Source organism: Streptococcus hepaticus, assembly GCF_043656315.1.
GTDB lineage: Bacteria > Bacillota > Bacilli > Lactobacillales > Streptococcaceae > Streptococcus > Streptococcus hepaticus.
The window spans coordinates 1-14,847 of sequence record NZ_JBINIY010000016.1; the positions used below are offsets into that span (position 1 = coordinate 1).

The 14,847-nt window shown below is 39.2% G+C and carries 15 protein-coding genes and 1 pseudogene; 13 read left to right on the plus strand and 3 right to left on the minus strand.

Annotated features, from left to right (window positions below):
- Position 1 precedes the first annotated feature (1 nt).
- The gene (gene pepT, locus ACHUFA_RS09515) at positions 2-1,225 is read right to left on the minus strand and encodes a peptidase T (protein ID WP_394405744.1); all 1,224 of its coding nucleotides are present in this window, start codon (positions 1,223-1,225) and stop codon (positions 2-4) included.
- A 17-nt stretch (positions 1,226-1,242) separates the two neighbouring features.
- Positions 1,243-2,058, minus strand: a complete 816-nt coding sequence (locus ACHUFA_RS09520) for a Cof-type HAD-IIB family hydrolase (protein ID WP_222348872.1) — start codon at positions 2,056-2,058, stop codon at positions 1,243-1,245.
- Positions 2,059-2,159: 101 nt separating this feature from the next.
- Between ACHUFA_RS09520 and ACHUFA_RS09525 the strand changes: the two genes are divergently transcribed.
- From ACHUFA_RS09525 to ACHUFA_RS09540, 4 genes and pseudogenes are all read left to right on the plus strand, one after another.
- A complete protein-coding gene (locus tag ACHUFA_RS09525; protein WP_394405746.1) occupies positions 2,160-3,434 on the plus strand; it encodes a DUF2130 domain-containing protein in 1,275 nt (424 codons plus the stop codon).
- Positions 3,431-3,577, plus strand: coding sequence for a hypothetical protein (locus tag ACHUFA_RS09530; protein WP_394405748.1), 147 nt, complete (start codon positions 3,431-3,433; stop codon positions 3,575-3,577). Before ACHUFA_RS09525 ends, ACHUFA_RS09530 begins: the two co-directional genes overlap by 4 nt.
- 49 nt (positions 3,578-3,626) lie before the next feature.
- Complete coding sequence (locus tag ACHUFA_RS09535; protein WP_394405750.1) at positions 3,627-3,752, plus strand: hypothetical protein; 126 nt, start codon at positions 3,627-3,629, stop codon at positions 3,750-3,752.
- Between the two features lie 321 nt (positions 3,753-4,073).
- A pseudogene (locus ACHUFA_RS09540) lies at positions 4,074-4,623 on the plus strand (DUF1697 domain-containing protein).
- Positions 4,624-4,639: 16 nt separating this feature from the next.
- On the opposite strand, the gene ACHUFA_RS09545 reads toward ACHUFA_RS09540, so the two are convergent.
- The gene (locus ACHUFA_RS09545) at positions 4,640-5,602 is read right to left on the minus strand and encodes a polysaccharide deacetylase family protein (protein ID WP_222348862.1); all 963 of its coding nucleotides are present in this window, start codon (positions 5,600-5,602) and stop codon (positions 4,640-4,642) included.
- A 106-nt stretch (positions 5,603-5,708) separates the two neighbouring features.
- On the opposite strand from ACHUFA_RS09545, the gene ACHUFA_RS09550 reads away from it, so the two are divergent.
- The 9 genes from ACHUFA_RS09550 to ACHUFA_RS09590 all read left to right on the plus strand — a co-directional run bounded on the left by ACHUFA_RS09550 (position 5,709) and on the right by ACHUFA_RS09590 (position 14,834).
- A complete protein-coding gene (locus ACHUFA_RS09550; RefSeq protein ID WP_222348860.1) occupies positions 5,709-6,995 on the plus strand; it encodes a homoserine dehydrogenase in 1,287 nt (428 codons plus the stop codon).
- Position 6,996: 1 nt separating this feature from the next.
- Positions 6,997-7,860 carry a homoserine kinase gene (gene thrB, locus ACHUFA_RS09555; RefSeq protein ID WP_222348859.1) on the plus strand — a complete coding sequence of 288 codons (864 nt, stop codon included), beginning with the start codon at positions 6,997-6,999 and terminating at the stop codon, positions 7,858-7,860.
- Positions 7,861-7,874: 14 nt separating this feature from the next.
- On the plus strand, positions 7,875-8,846 hold the full coding sequence (locus ACHUFA_RS09560) for a sugar-binding transcriptional regulator (RefSeq protein WP_394405753.1): 972 nt from the start codon (positions 7,875-7,877) through the stop codon (positions 8,844-8,846).
- Between the two features lie 193 nt (positions 8,847-9,039).
- Entirely contained in the window at positions 9,040-9,504 is a 465-nt protein-coding gene (locus tag ACHUFA_RS09565; RefSeq protein WP_222348855.1) for a PTS sugar transporter subunit IIA, read from the plus strand.
- Between the two features lie 19 nt (positions 9,505-9,523).
- Positions 9,524-9,835 (plus strand): PTS fructose-like transporter subunit IIB, encoded by a 312-nt coding sequence (locus ACHUFA_RS09570; protein WP_222348853.1) that lies wholly within the window; start codon positions 9,524-9,526, stop codon positions 9,833-9,835.
- A gap of 14 nt (positions 9,836-9,849) precedes the next feature.
- Complete coding sequence (locus ACHUFA_RS09575) at positions 9,850-10,941, plus strand: PTS fructose transporter subunit EIIC (protein ID WP_222348851.1); 1,092 nt, start codon at positions 9,850-9,852, stop codon at positions 10,939-10,941.
- 41 nt (positions 10,942-10,982) lie between these two features.
- Positions 10,983-13,328 (plus strand): formate C-acetyltransferase, encoded by a 2,346-nt coding sequence (locus tag ACHUFA_RS09580; protein WP_394405756.1) that lies wholly within the window; start codon positions 10,983-10,985, stop codon positions 13,326-13,328.
- 14 nt (positions 13,329-13,342) lie between these two features.
- The gene (locus tag ACHUFA_RS09585) at positions 13,343-14,131 is read left to right on the plus strand and encodes a glycyl-radical enzyme activating protein (RefSeq protein WP_394405759.1); all 789 of its coding nucleotides are present in this window, start codon (positions 13,343-13,345) and stop codon (positions 14,129-14,131) included.
- Positions 14,132-14,150: 19 nt separating this feature from the next.
- Positions 14,151-14,834 (plus strand): fructose-6-phosphate aldolase, encoded by a 684-nt coding sequence (locus tag ACHUFA_RS09590; protein WP_222348849.1) that lies wholly within the window; start codon positions 14,151-14,153, stop codon positions 14,832-14,834.
- Positions 14,835-14,847 lie beyond the last annotated feature (13 nt).

A 14,847-nucleotide genomic window follows, 5' to 3' on the forward strand; every position in this document is an offset into this window, starting at 1 on the left:
ACTATTTTTCATAAGAAACAATACCAAGAATGACATCAACAGCTTTTTCCATGGTCTCAACTGAAACGAATTCGAAGCGGCCGTGCATGTTTTCGCCACCTGCAAAGAGGTTTGGAGTTGGAATACCCATGAAGGAAATTTTAGAACCATCAGTTCCACCACGAATTGGTTCGATGATTGGTTTGATATCCAGATTTTCCATAACTTCTTTGGCAATATTGATTGGTGTCATGTCTTTTTCAATGACTTTTTTCATATTGTAATACTGGTCATGGAGATGAACAATAACGCGGTCGGTGTCAAAGTTTGCGTTCATCTTGTCAGCAATATCCAACATAACTTGCTTACGAGCCTTGAAGTCTTCTTCTTCAAAATCACGGATAATATAGCTGGTAGATGCTTGATCGACACTGCCTGCCATGTCCATCAGGTGGAAAAATCCTTGGTAGCCGTCTGTTTTTTCAGGACGGTCCTCTTCAGGCAAGGCATTGTGGAAATCAATGGCCATTTGGAAGGCATTAATCATCTGGTCTTTGGCAGAACCAGGATGAACATTGCGACCGATGAAATCAATTTTTGCAGCAGCAGCACTGAAGGTTTCGTACTGGAGTTCGCCAAGAGGGCCACCGTCAACAGTATAAGCAAAGTCAACATTGAAATCTTCTACGTCAAACTGATCAGCTCCAACACCAATTTCTTCATCAGGTCCAAAGCCGACACGAATTTCGCAGTGCTTGATTTCTGGATGAGCTACCAAGTATTCGATTGCTGTCATGATTTCAGCGATACCAGACTTGTCGTCAGAACCAAGAAGAGTTGTTCCGTCAGTTGTGACCAAGGTTTGTCCAAGGTAATTTTTCAGTTGCGGGAAATCTTTAGGATCAAGGGTAAAGCCAGATGTGCCAAGTGTAATGGCATTTCCATCATAATTTTCAATGATTTGTGGAGAGACCCCTTCCGCGTTGAAATCGGCTGTATCCATGTGGGAAATGAAGCCAATCTTGCGTGTCAAGTTTGGGTCGTTGGCAGGAAGTGTCCCGATACAGAAGCCATTTGGCAAGTAGTGAACATCTTGCAAACCGATGCGTTCCATTTCAGGCAAGAGGATATTTTTAGCAAATTCCACTTGATTTTGTGTACTTGGAGTTGTTGTTGAATTTTCGTCAGAGCGTGTATTTTCTTTGACATAGACCAAGAAACGGTCCAAAAGTGTAGGGTATTTCATGTATTTTCTCCTTATGGTTAACTTTCTAAAACGTAGTGATAAATAGCTTGTGCGACACCATTTTCATTATTGCTAGCAGTGATATGGTCGGCTATTTCTTTAATATGGTCACCAGCATTTCCCATGGCAACACTCACACCAGCAAATTCCAGCATTTCGATATCATTGTTGGCATCACCAATGGCCATAATATCTGCTGGATCTATGTTGAGTTGTTGTGCTAGTTTTTTGAGAGCAGAGGCTTTGCTAACATTTTGCGGTAGCACTTCATAAATCGTTGGTTGTGAACGAACACCGTTGAAACGAAGGCAGAGCTCATTTTGATAGCGTTCTTGGAAATCATCGCAGGCTGCTTGACTTCCGACAAACATCCCTTGGAAGAGATGACCAGCGAAATGAAGGGCAGTTTCTAGTGGTAAGGTGACTGGGTCTAAAAAGACAACCTCTGTGTCAGCTTTGACGAATTCATTGGCGACTTCATCAACTACATAGTAATTTTCTTCATCAAAAAGCGTTAATTGAGTCTGGCTTTCTCTGGCAAATGGGGCTAGAAATTCGATGTCTTCTTTTGACAATTCAGCCCAATCAATCAGTTTCCAGTCTTTTGTTTCATGGGTCGAGCAACCATTGTTGACAATGACGTATTCATTTTCAGCGTCTAGTTGCAGTTGGTCAAAATAAGGTTTAACGCCAGGTAAAATGCGGCCTGTACAAAGAACTAACTTGACACCCGCAGCGACTGCGGCATGAATCGCCTCAATATTTTTGGGGGATAGTTTCTTTTGGTCATCCAATAGAGTACCATCCATATCTAGTGCTAATAGTTTTATCATGTTTTCCTCCTAAAAGTCACTAGGAACATTATAGCACAAATTAGGAAAGGCTTACAGAGAATGTGATATAATAAGGAAAATTGCTATGAAAGAGGAAGAAGATGAACCAAATTAAATGCCCTCATTGTGGGACGGCTTTTCAAGTCAATGAAACAGAATATAGTGAGCTCTTAAGTCAGGTGCGTACTGCTGAATTTGAGCAGGAAATTCATGACCGCTTGGCGCGTGAAGTGGCTTTGGTAGAAGAAAAAGCTAAAAATCAGCAACAAGAAAGTCTGAGTAAGAAAGATGCTGAAATTCACGCCTTGCAAGCAAAAATTGACAATTTTTCGACTGAAAAAGAGTTAGTCGTTAAAGAAACAGAGCAAGAATTGGCTAGCAAATTAGCTGAAAAAGACCAGCAAGTTCAGGCGCTCATTGCACAAGTTGAAAAATTGCAATTGGAGCACCAAAATCAGTTGCAGAAGGAACTGACAAATCTGGAAAAAGAACGGGATGCTGTCAAAAGTCAGCTGATACTGCAAGAAAAGGAGAGTCAGTTAGCCTTAACGGCTTTGGAAAGCGACTACCAAGTACAGCTCAAGGCGGCAAATGAGCAGGTCGAATTTTACAAGAACTTCAAGGCGCAACAGTCCACTAAGGCCATTGGAGAAAGTCTAGAAATCTATGCTGAAACGGAGTTCAATAAGGTTCGTGCCTACGCCTTTCCACGCGCCAGTTTTGGTAAAGACAATACCATTTCTGGTTCCGGTTCCAAGGGAGATTTCATCTTCCGTGAGGCAGATGAAAACGGCGTAGAATTCATTTCCATTATGTTTGAAATGAAAAATGAAGCTGATACGACCAAGACAAAGCATAAAAATGCTGACTTTTACAAGGAGTTGGACAAGGACCGTCGTGAAAAAGGCTGTGAATACGCGGTTTTGGTATCCATGCTAGAAGCGGATAGCGACTATTTCAATACAGGCATTGTGGACGTCGGCCATGAATACGAGAAGATGTATGTCATCCGTCCTCAATTTTTCATTCAGTTGATTGGGATTTTGCGAAATGCTGCGCTCAATAGCTTGTCTTACAAGCAGGAGCTGGCTCTGATCAGAGAACAAAATATTGATATTACCAACTTTGAAGATGAACTCAATGCTTTTAAATTAGCGTTCGCTAAGAATTATAATTCTGCATCAACCAACTTTGGTAAAGCCATTGATGAAATTGATAAAGCCATCAAGCGTATGGAAGAGGTCAAGAAGTTCCTGACCACATCGGAAAATCAATTGCGCCTTGCCAACAACAAACTGGACGATGTATCTGTCAAAAAATTAACCCGTAAAAATCCAACTATGAAGGCCAAGTTTGACGCTCTAAAAGAAGAATGAGGATGAAGCATATTGATACCGATGGGCGTTATCGGGAAGCCCTACAAGGTTCAGAAAACTGGTATTGGGCAGCGGATAATTGCAATGCCGATTTTTATGAAGCAAAAGAGGCTTTTCAATTAGGACAGACAGCCCTTACCTGAACACAACTTGATATTTGTCCATTATCCTAGTGGGCGCAAGTTGCTTGCTTTGGAGAAGGAAAAAGGACAGTATTTTGGTGCTCCTAAAATGATTGATGGCATTTGCTATTTACTAGCGGTGAATTTCTTGCTTTCCAAGCTTAAGATTTACCAGTTTGATTTTGAAAAATCTTAAGCCCAAATTATGGTGGAACTGCCTTTATCTTCTGTAAAAGATTGCTATAATTTGAGATTGACGGGTAGCCCGATTATGCTAACCAGACAAGCTTTGCATGAAGATTTGTTTGAAATCCTTTGGCCAGGATATCGCAAATTTGTGACGGAAGCTAGTTTTTCTCATCAACAAGGTGATAAGCTTTATTTTGTAATTGGGAAGAAGAGCACGACTACCGTGAATTTGTTTCAGTGATTGAAGTGGAAACGGGAGCAGAACTTGAAACATTCCCAGGTTATTTACGGGAAGGGATGTTTGACACTTGAAGTAAGGAGATTGAAAGTGGATTATATCTTATACCTTCGAGGGATCAATGTGGGAGGAAAACATAAGGTGACCATGGCTGTTTTGAAGGAAGAATTGGCTGAACTTGGTTTTACAAATGTAGAGTCCTACATCAATAGTGGAAATTTACTTTTTTCCTCGCAGGAAAGCCAAGCAAATATTGTGCAACTACTGACAGATTTATTTGAAAAAAATTATGATTTTCCCTTGCCAATTTCCTTGCTTTCGACTAAGCAGTTTTTAGAGGAAGTCCTACCTGACTGGTGGAAGAGAATTTAGCGAGACGGGATGTTCTCTTTTTAACGCAAGGATTGTCTATGGAAGAAGTAGCGGATTCCTTCGAGAAAATGCACTTTTTAATGAAAAACTCCATATAGGAAAACAGGCCATTTTCTGGGGTAAAGTGGATGAAGCAAATTATCTCAAAACAGCTTATCCTAAAGAGCTCATCAAGCAAACCTACTATCGCCAGTTGACCATTCGCAATGGGAAAACCTATAAAAAAATGCGAGAATTGGCGGAAAGGAGAAAACAAAACCAGCTCTAGGGCCGGTTTTTGTTTTTTATTCCACTGCGATAGTTTGCAGTAATATGTCAGCCGTTGTAACTGGAAGCATACGGACGCGGTTGAGGCTAAGCAGTCCGTCAGCAGCAGAGGCAAGTCCTTCATTGGTTGTAACACCGAGCTTGTAGTGGCTATTTTCTGCAATAGTCAGAGTATCGGAAGAGTAGCGACCGGCAGGATAAGCGACTGCGATGGTATCTTGACCTAGTTGACTATCCAAGTATTGCTTAGAATCTTGGAGTTCAGCTGTCTGGTTTTCAAGGCTTGAATATTCTAAGTCGGGATGAGTAACGGTGTGACCCTGCAAAGAAATATTGTTGGCTTTCATTTCCTTCATTTGATCAAGCGTCAAATTTCCTTGATTTCCAACAGTACCCGTAATAACATTATTGGTTGCCTTCATATTGTATTTTTTCAAAAGTGGATAAGCAATGTCATAAAAATCCCAAAGGCTATCATCAAACGTTAGCCAAATCACTTTTTTTCCTTCAGGTAAGACGTTTTCCGTCAATACCTTGTAGGCTTCCTCGGGAGAAAGTGTATAATAGCCTGCATTTTGCAAGGCTTGCAGGTGGCTTTCAAATGTTGTAGGATCTACAATCAAATTGGCATTGGCTTCCTCACCTGCAGCCATGATGTGGATGGCATGATACATAAGAATAGGTACTTTGACAGGCGTTTCTTGTTTGACCCATGTGAGTTTTTCAGTAGAAGTGGTCGAACTAGCTTGCGTTGAATTGTTCACTGCTTCAGCTTTTGAGCCAGATGATGTAGCAGTAGAACTTAGCTTGCTTGAGCTTACCTCTTGAGAGGGAAATAGCTTGGAAATAGCGTCTGTCTTGATGACAAGAAAAATTGCCAAAACGAGGATGAGAAGAGTCGTCAGCATTGCAATAGCGTTTCGGCGTTGTTTTCGTTTGATTTCTTTTCGTTGAGCAGAGCGATTTTGTCTAGTAGCCATTGGCTTCTCCTTGTCTTTTTCCTTTTATTATAACAAAAAAATCAGTAGTAAATTATCAGAAAATTTGGTATAATGTTCAAAATATAGAAATCGAAGAGGAATTTATATGGTTGTTAATATCGCCTTATTGGGTTTTGGAACGGTGGCTAGTGGTATCCCCTTCCTTTTGAAAGAAAATACAGAAAAAGTCAAGCAAGCAGCACAAGATGAGATCGTTATCTCTAAAGTCTTGATCCGTGATGATGCTGAAAAAGAGCGGCTTCAAGCAGCAGGGCATGATTACAATTTTGTGACCAATGTGGATGAGATTTTATCAGATGAAACGGTTCAAATTGTAGTGGAACTCATGGGGCGCATTGAGCCAGCCAAAACGTTTATTACCCGTGCTTTGGAAGCTGGAAAACATGTCGTAACTGCTAATAAAGACTTGCTTGCTGTACACGGTTCAGAACTGCGAATGATTGCTAAAAATAATGGCGTTGCCCTTTATTATGAAGCTGCAGTAGCTGGTGGAATTCCAATTTTACGTACCTTGGCAAATTCATTTGCTTCTGACAAGATTACGCGCGTTCTTGGTGTCTTGAATGGAACATCGAACTTTATGATGACTAAAATGGTAGATGAAGGCTGGACCTATGATGAAGCTCTGAAAACAGCACAAGAATTGGGATATGCTGAGTCTGACCCGACAAATGACGTTGAGGGAATTGATGCGGCTTATAAGGCTGTGATTTTGAGTCAGTTCGCTTTTGGTATGACCATTGATTTTGACCATGTCGCTCATAAAGGGATTTCAACTATTACTCCAGAAGACGTTGCAGTTGCTCAAGAGTTGGGCTATGTCATCAAGCTGGTGGGGGATGTACAAGAAACAGCATCAGGTGTCTCTGCGGAAGTTTCTCCAACCTTCTTACCCAAAAATCATCCGCTTGCAAGTGTCAATGGTGTGATGAATGCTGTCTTTGTTGAGTCAATTGGTATTGGTCAGTCTATGTTTTACGGACCGGGTGCAGGACAAAAACCAACAGCTACCAGTGTAATGGCTGACCTGATTCGTATTGTGCGTCGTCTGAAAGAGGACAATGTGGGGAAAGCCTTTAATGAATTTAGTCGTCCACTTGTCTTGGCAGACAAGGAAGACGTCAAGAGCGAGTATTATTTCTCTATCATTACACCAGATGAAAACGGGAAAATGCTTCGTTTGGCTGAAATTTTCAATAGCGAAGCTATTTCTTTCAAGCAAATCTTGCAACAAGCATCTGACGGCAAACAGGCTCGTCTTGTCATAGTGACCCATGAGATGAGCAAGACTCAACTGGAAAATGTTACGGAAAAATTGAATGTAGTAGTAGATTTCCAAGTGGGAAATATCTTCAAAGTGTTGGGAGAATAGTATGAAAATTACTGTACCGGCAACATCTGCCAATATCGGACCGGGGTTTGACTCAATCGGCGTGGCCCTTTCCAAGTATCTAACAATTGAAATTTTGGAAGAACGTGAAGACTGGTTTGTGGAGCATGATTTGGAATATGTGCCGACCGATAAGTATAATCTGCTCATTAAGACAGCTTTGGCAGTTAAGGCAGATTTGCAGCCTCATCGAGTGAAAATGATGAGCGATATTCCCTTGGCGCGTGGTTTAGGATCATCGAGTTCTGTTATTGTAGCAGGGATTGAATTGGCCAATCAACTGGGGCAACTTCATCTAACCAATCAAGAAAAGTTGGAAATTGCGACTAAGATAGAAGGGCATCCTGATAATGTTGCACCAGCTATTTTTGGAAATATGGTCGTCGCTTCCTGTGTTGACAAGAAAATCAATGCAGTTGTGGTAGATTTTCCTGAGACAGCCTTTGTCGCTTTTATTCCAGATTACCAACTTCGCACCAGTGATAGTCGCAACGTTTTGCCAAATCAACTTTCCTATAAAAAAGCTATTGCAGCAAGTGCCATCGCCAATGTTGCAGTAGCGGCTTTGTTGAAAGGGGATATGGTGACGGCAGGCAAGGCGATCGAGTCAGACATGTTCCATGAACAGTTCCGACAAAAATTAGTCAAGGAATTCCACACGATTAAAACCATTGGTCGTCAAAATGGTGCCTACGCTACCTATCTATCAGGTGCGGGCCCGACAGTTATGGTCTTGGCTCCACTGGAAAAAGTAGACCAAATCATTGCCCACATCTCCTCTGAGAATTTTGACGGAAAAATCTGCCAACTTCTAGTAGATACCCGTGGAATTGTGGTGGAGGGATAAGGAATGTTCATAAAATGAACAGAGTAAAAAGACAAGAACTTGCCAAGGTTGCTTACCTTTACTATATTGAAGGCTGGAGCCAAGATCAGATATCTAAGCATTTAGGAATCTATCGAACGACCATTAGCAGAATGCTTACTCAAGCTAAAAAGGATGGGATTGTTCAGATTAAAATTCAAGATTTTAATCCGGAAATTTTAAAACTTGAAACACTATTTCAAGAAAGATATGGCTTAGATCATATTGAGATTGTTCAATCTCACCCTGAAGATTCTGAAACAGAAAAAGAGGAGCAGTTATCAAAAGTAGCTGCCCAGTGGATACGTAAAAATATTCAGGATGGTGATACTATTGGATTGGCATGGGGGGCTAGTATAGGCAAGTCTATCAGCTATATCGAACCAAAATATCTTGAAAACTCTACTTTTGTTCCCATAGTTGGAGGTCCGAGTAGAAGTAATTCTAGATACCATATTAATACTTTAGTTTATGATATGGCAAAGAAATTTCACGGGAAGAGTATTTTTGTAAATGCCACAGTTGTTCAAGAGAGTGAAGAACTGGCAAAGGGAATTTTTAATTCTAAATATTTTCAAGAGTTGAAAGAGAATTGGAAGCATTTGGATATGGTTATCTTGGGAGTTGGAGGAGCCTTAAGTTACAAAAAAAGTCAGTGGCGCGATCTAATAGACCAAAATGATTATAAGGAATTAAAATTAGGAGAGGCGGTCGGAGATTGCTGTTGTCGATTTTTCAACCAAGATGGTAAGATACTAAAAGGGGGGTTAGATAATCGAACAATCGGATTGTCTTTGGATCAATTATCTACTATTCCTAAAACGGTAGCAATAGCAAGAGGAAATGCCAAAGTAAGAGCAATTCGGGCATTGATAAAGAGGTCCTATATAAATACCTTGATTACTGATCAGGATACTTTAATGGGAATTCTAAAATTAGATAATATACAAATGGAGCAAAGTAACTAATCTGGTTATTTTGTTCTTTTTTTGCACAATTGTGCAATTAACAGTTATCGTGCGCTGGGTAAATGGTTAGAGAAATCGCATAAGAATAATGAAATCGCTTTCTTTTCGGAAGATCGATATTCAAAAAATATAGAGCAGTACAAAATCTTTTCGTATAATGGAGTTACAAATGTGAAGTAAAAGGAGAGAGATAATGTATTCTATAACAACAAATAAAATGGTTGACCTTCATCTGGAAGGAGAAACTAAAGAAAGTATAATTTGCCAACTCGCAGAAAAAATTTATCTTGAAGGAAGAATAAAAGATTTTGATACTTATTATCAAAGTGTTTTAGAGCGAGAAAGTTTAACATCTACAGGTATTGGGTTTGGAATTGCAATTCCTCATGGAAAAACAAATGCAGTGAAGCAATGCTCGGTGGCTTTTGGTAGAGTGGATCACTCCCTGGATTGGGAAAGCTTGGATGACGAACCTGTTAGTATGATTTTCCTGTTAGCAGTTCCAGATTCTTGTGCAGGAGATGAACACTTAAAAATTATTGCTGCTTTATCTCGGAAATTAATTCATGAAGATTTTAGAGAGTTATTAAAAACTTCAGTAGATGATCAGCAGATTGTCTCTCTCATTAACGATAGCTTACAAAATATCATTTCATAATTAGAAAAGGAGAAATATTATGAAACTAGTCGCCGTAACAGCATGCCCTTCAGGGGTAGCCCATACCTATCTTGCTGCTGAAAGTTTGGAAGTTGCAGCAAAGAAATTAGGAATTGAGATTCATGTTGAAACACAAGGTTCAATTGGTATTGAAAATGAATTAACTTCAGATCAAATTGCCTCCGCAGATGCTGTTATTCTTACAAATGATATCGGTATTAAAAATGAAGGTCGGTTTAAAGGGAAACCAGTTGTGAGATTAAGTGCAGGGGACTGCATAAAAAAAGCAGATGCAGTTTGTAAAAAATTACAAGAAAAATTAGGAAAATAAAGGAGGAACTGAAAATGATGAACCTACTAAAAGATACTCGTAAGAGTTTGATGACAGGTGTTTCTTATATGATTCCATTTGTTGTGGCTGGTGGTGTTCTTCTGGCTCTGAGTGTACTGGTGACAGGTAAGGCAGCAGTACCCAATTCAGGATATTTAGCTGATATTGCCCAGATTGGTATCGCTGGTCTAGGCTTAATGGTTCCTATTTTATCAGGATTTATTGCATTTTCTATGGCAGATCGTGCAGGGCTTGCACCAGGGATTATTGGAGGGATGATTGCTAGTAATATTGGCGCAGGTTTCTTAGGTGGTATTTTCTCAGGACTTCTTGCAGGTATCGTCGTCTATTATTTGAAAAAAATTAAAGTTCCTACTATATTCCGTTCCTTGATGCCGATTTTTGTGATTCCTCTTGTAGGAACCTTAGTTGTCGGTGGACTGATGTTTTGGGTAATTGGTAAACCTATTGCTCTTGCTATGACAAGTATGACAAGTTGGCTAGAATCACTTGGAACAGGAAATATGATCTTACTTGGACTGGTATTGGGAGCTATGATTGCTTCAGATATGGGGGGACCTATTAACAAGGTGGCTTTTGGTTTTGGATCAGCTATGGTGGGAACAATTAATCCTGATACAGGTATGCCAAGTGCGACAGCATTGGCCATTATGGCAGCAATTGGTGTTGCAATCTGTATTCCACCACTCGGTATGGGCTTAGCAACATTTTTAGCCCCTAAAAAATTTACATCAGAAGAACAAACTTCAGGTAAAGCAGCTATTGTAATGGGCTTGGTTGGTATTACAGAAGGAGCAATTCCATTTGCTGCTGCCGATCCTATTCGCTGTATTCCTGCTAATATTATTGGTAGCTCAATCGGTGCAGCATTGGCTATTGTTATGGGAGCTGGGAATCCTGCACCTTGGGGTGGCTGGATTGTTGCACCAGTAGCTTCTAAGCCATTAGTTTATATTATTGCAAGCCTTATTGGAACAGTTGTGACAGCTACTGTAGTTATTTTGTTGAAAAAGACAGCAAACGAAGAAGTTAGTACAGAAGACATTCAACTGGATGGTATTGATTTTGACTTAGAAATCCTATAACATACATAATGTTGGATACCATCTCTAGAAAGGAAAAAGAGATGACAATTGGAAAAATTGATTCAAATAAAAATATTGCCAATGTTGTTCTAAATGGAAATCCTAGAATTCAAAACATGAAGAACAATCTATTTAAGGAAGAACGGCAGATATCTCTAGAACGTGCTCTTCTTTATACTGAAAGTTATAAGGAAACTGAAGGAGAACCTGTCATTATCAGACGGGCAAAAGCTACTGCTCATATCTTAGATAATGTAAATATTAGCATTCGTGAGGGAGAATTACTAGTTGGAAATCGTACTGTACGTCCTCGTTCAGGGATTTTATCTCCAGAGATGGATCCTTATTGGATAATGAAAGAGATTGATACGATTGCTACACGCCCACAAGATCAATTTGTTTTTACTGAAGCTGATAAAAAAATTTACAAAGAAGAACTTTATCCATATTGGGAAAATCGTTCAATGAAGGATTTTATTAATAGTGAGCTAACCGATGAAGTAAAGCAAGCTATGAAAGATGAAGTATTCAAGCTCAATCAAACAGATAAAGGCCAGGGACATATCATCATGGATTTTCCTTCCATATTGAATAATGGATTGCAGTACTATCTTGATGACTTATCTGAAAAAATAGCTGAAAATCCCGCTAATGCTTTTTATAAGGCAGGGTTCATTATTTTCCAAGCTATGCAGCGACATTTTGTTCGCTATGCAAATTTAGCATCGAAAATGGCAGCTGATACGGAACAGGTTCGGGCTGCAGAGTTAATGAAGATTTCTGATATGTGTCACCGCTTGACAACTGAGAAACCAGCAGATTTCTACGAAGCTTTACAATTACTTTGGATGACCAGTATTGTTGGCCAGTACGAATCTAATGCCTCATCGCTATCCTTGGGGAGAATGGACCAGTATTTGTATCCGTTTTATCAGTTGTCATTGGAAGGCGGACAGGCGGAAGAATTTCTCTATGAAGTTTTAGGAGATTTTTATATTAAAACCAATGATGTAGTGCTGTTGAGAAGTCAAAGTAGTGCAAAATGTTTTGCAGGTTTTCCAACAGGTTATACTGTAGCATTAGGTGGTTTAGATGAATATGGACATGCTTCTGTCAACCCACTGTCCTACATCATGTTAGAGATTTATCATGAAATTTTATTGCCTCAACCTAACTTGTCCGTTCGGATGAATGAGTTGATTCCAAGAAAATTTTTATTAAAAACGTGTGAAACAATTCGATTGGGGACAGGGATTCCTCAGTTATTTAACGATGAAGTATGTGTACCAGCTTTTTTAAGTAAGGGTGTTAGTTTGGATGATGCAAGAGATTATGCAACAGTTGGTTGTGTAGAGACATCCATTCCGGGTAGAACCTATGGACTCCATGATATTTCCTTATTTAACCTCTTGCGAATTATGGAGTTAAGCATGTACAACCTTCGGGATAAAGAAGATGTGTCTTACGAAGACTTGTGGAATGATATTCACGATAAAATTGACTACTACGTAAAGTTAGTTGTAGAAGGTTCTAATATTGTTGATTTAGGACACCGCCACTATGCGCCTACCCCATTTTTATCTGTATTAATTCAAGATTGTGTAAAGAATGGCAGAGATGTGACCGAGGGTGGGGCAAGATACAATTTCTCAGGAGTACAAGGAATTGGTGAAGCCAATCTCAGTGACTCTATGTATGTTATCAAAAAGATGATTTTTGAAAATAAAGAAATGACATTTGCAGAACTGGTGAGCGCTTTGGAAGCAGATTATGAAGGTGAATTTGCTGCCTTGCAAAAACATGTCATTCAAGATTTTGAAAAATATGGAAATGATAATGATGAAGTTGATGAAATTGCTGTGAAATTATTCCGACATTATGCCAAAGAATTAGAAAAGTATACCAATGTTCGTGGAGGTCAGTTTATTCCAGGAGCCTATACTGTTTCAGCCCATATTCCACTTGGTGAGGCAGTTGGAGCAACTCCGGACGGTCGGAAAGCCAAAGAGCAATTAGCGGATGGTGGCTTGTCACCGATGGTTGGTAGAGATCATCTAGGACCTACTGCAGTCCTGAAATCGGTTAGTAAATTAGATAATTATCTGACTGTAAATGGTAGTTTATTGAATGTGAAATTCCAACCAAATACATTAGCTGGTGTTCAAGGGCTGAATAAATTTGCTGATTTTCTAATGGCATTTACAAAATTAAAAATACAACATGTGCAGTTTAATGTGCAATCAAAAGCAACGTTGCTAGAAGCACAAAAACATCCAGAAAAATACTCGGGCTTATTGGTTCGTGTTGCTGGATACAGTGCTTTCTTTGTAGATTTGAACAAGCAAATACAAGATGATATTATAGCACGGGTAGAACACTCACTATAGAAACGAGATACGTTATGATGAATGACAAAGGATTGGTATTTAATATCCAACGCTATTCTGTACACGATGGTGGGGGAATACGAACGATAATTTTCTTGAAAGGTTGTCCGTTAGCATGCCCTTGGTGTGCCAATCCAGAGTCACGTTTAACTGTTAAACCAACTTTTTGGATCAAAAATGGAAAAAAAGAGCAAATTGGGGAATGGAAATCTGTTTCCGAATTGGTTGATGTGGTGATGCGCGATGAAATATTTTATAGAACATCTGGTGGGGGAGTTACTCTATCAGGTGGTGAGGTACTGATGCAGGCAACCTTTGCAAGCCACTTGCTGAAAGAATTGTATGAATTAGGTATTCATACTGCAATTGAAACGACAGGTTGCTTTCCACTGGATAGAATAAAATTACTCACTCCCTATCTACATCAAATTTTATTTGATTTGAAGATAATGAATGCGCAGGTTGCTAAAAATACCCTAGGAATTGATGTTGGCCTTTCAAAAGAAAATTTTGAATTTTTACTAAATCAAGAGCATATTGACTTGATTCCACGCATACCATTGATTCCAGGATATACCTCTAGCAAGGAGAATATTACGGCCATTGCCAACTATTTATATCCATTAGGAATAGAAGAAGTTCATCTTCTACCATTTCATCAATATGGAAGTAAGAAATATGAATACTTGGGTTGGAACTATAAAATGCAAGATGTTCCAACATTGATACAGCAAGAGGTAGAAGCAATCAAAAGAATTTTTCAAGATTATGGTATTGCAACGAATGTTGACGGATTAGAATAACAGTTTTGAGGATAATAAAATGGAATTTTTACTAGATACAGCAAATATTGAAGCAATAAAAACATATTCGGAAATTATTCCCATATCGGGAGTAACTTCAAATCCGTCTATTGTAAAAAAAGAAGGAAAAATCGATTTTTTTCAGCATATGAAACAAATCCGAGAAATCATTGGCTCAGATAAAAGCCTCCACGTGCAAGTAGTGGCACAAGATTTTCAAGGGATGATAAAAGATGCAGAGACGATTTTAGAACAAATTGATACTGAGGTATATATAAAAGTGCCTGTTACAACTGAGGGTCTCAAAGTCATTCAGGAGTTAAAAAAACGAAATGTCCATGTGACAGCAACTGCGATTTATACCAAATTTCAGGCTTATCTTGCTATTGAAGCAGGTTCTGATTACATCGCTCCATATTTTAATCGTATGGAAAATTTGAACATCAATGCTACTGAAGCAATTAGAGACATACAGCATGAAATTGACCGAACTGGAAGTAGCACCAAAATATTAGCTGCAAGTTTTAAGAATATTTCGCAAGTAAATGCAGCAATTGCAACGGGGGCAGAAGCAGTTACTTTTGGTACAGATATTGTTGAGCAAGGTTTTGCGATGCCATCAATTGAAAAGGCTGTGAAAGATTTTACTGCTGATTGGGAATCGATTTTTGGTGTAGATAGTACAGTATATTCTTTAAATTAAAAAGAGTATTAAC

What these genes read in the sequence shown, in the direction of transcription:
- ACHUFA_RS09520 (WP_222348872.1), bottom strand. Translation starts at nt 2,058, where the DNA reads ATGATAAAACTATTAGCACTAGATATGGATGGTACTCTATTGGATGAC.
- ACHUFA_RS09580 (WP_394405756.1), top strand. Translation starts at nt 10,983, where the DNA reads ATGACAATTGGAAAAATTGATTCAAATAAAAATATTGCCAATGTTGTT.
- ACHUFA_RS09585 (WP_394405759.1), top strand. Translation starts at nt 13,343, where the DNA reads ATGATGAATGACAAAGGATTGGTATTTAATATCCAACGCTATTCTGTA.
- ACHUFA_RS09565 (WP_222348855.1), top strand. Translation starts at nt 9,040, where the DNA reads ATGTATTCTATAACAACAAATAAAATGGTTGACCTTCATCTGGAAGGA.
- ACHUFA_RS09590 (WP_222348849.1), top strand. Translation starts at nt 14,151, where the DNA reads ATGGAATTTTTACTAGATACAGCAAATATTGAAGCAATAAAAACATAT.
- ACHUFA_RS09525 (WP_394405746.1), top strand. Translation starts at nt 2,160, where the DNA reads ATGAACCAAATTAAATGCCCTCATTGTGGGACGGCTTTTCAAGTCAAT.
- ACHUFA_RS09560 (WP_394405753.1), top strand. Translation starts at nt 7,875, where the DNA reads ATGAACAGAGTAAAAAGACAAGAACTTGCCAAGGTTGCTTACCTTTAC.
- ACHUFA_RS09530 (WP_394405748.1), top strand. Translation starts at nt 3,431, where the DNA reads ATGAGGATGAAGCATATTGATACCGATGGGCGTTATCGGGAAGCCCTA.
- thrB (WP_222348859.1), top strand. Translation starts at nt 6,997, where the DNA reads ATGAAAATTACTGTACCGGCAACATCTGCCAATATCGGACCGGGGTTT.
- ACHUFA_RS09575 (WP_222348851.1), top strand. Translation starts at nt 9,850, where the DNA reads ATGATGAACCTACTAAAAGATACTCGTAAGAGTTTGATGACAGGTGTT.
- pepT (WP_394405744.1), bottom strand. Translation starts at nt 1,225, where the DNA reads ATGAAATACCCTACACTTTTGGACCGTTTCTTGGTCTATGTCAAAGAA.
- ACHUFA_RS09545 (WP_222348862.1), bottom strand. Translation starts at nt 5,602, where the DNA reads ATGGCTACTAGACAAAATCGCTCTGCTCAACGAAAAGAAATCAAACGA.
- ACHUFA_RS09550 (WP_222348860.1), top strand. Translation starts at nt 5,709, where the DNA reads ATGGTTGTTAATATCGCCTTATTGGGTTTTGGAACGGTGGCTAGTGGT.
- ACHUFA_RS09570 (WP_222348853.1), top strand. Translation starts at nt 9,524, where the DNA reads ATGAAACTAGTCGCCGTAACAGCATGCCCTTCAGGGGTAGCCCATACC.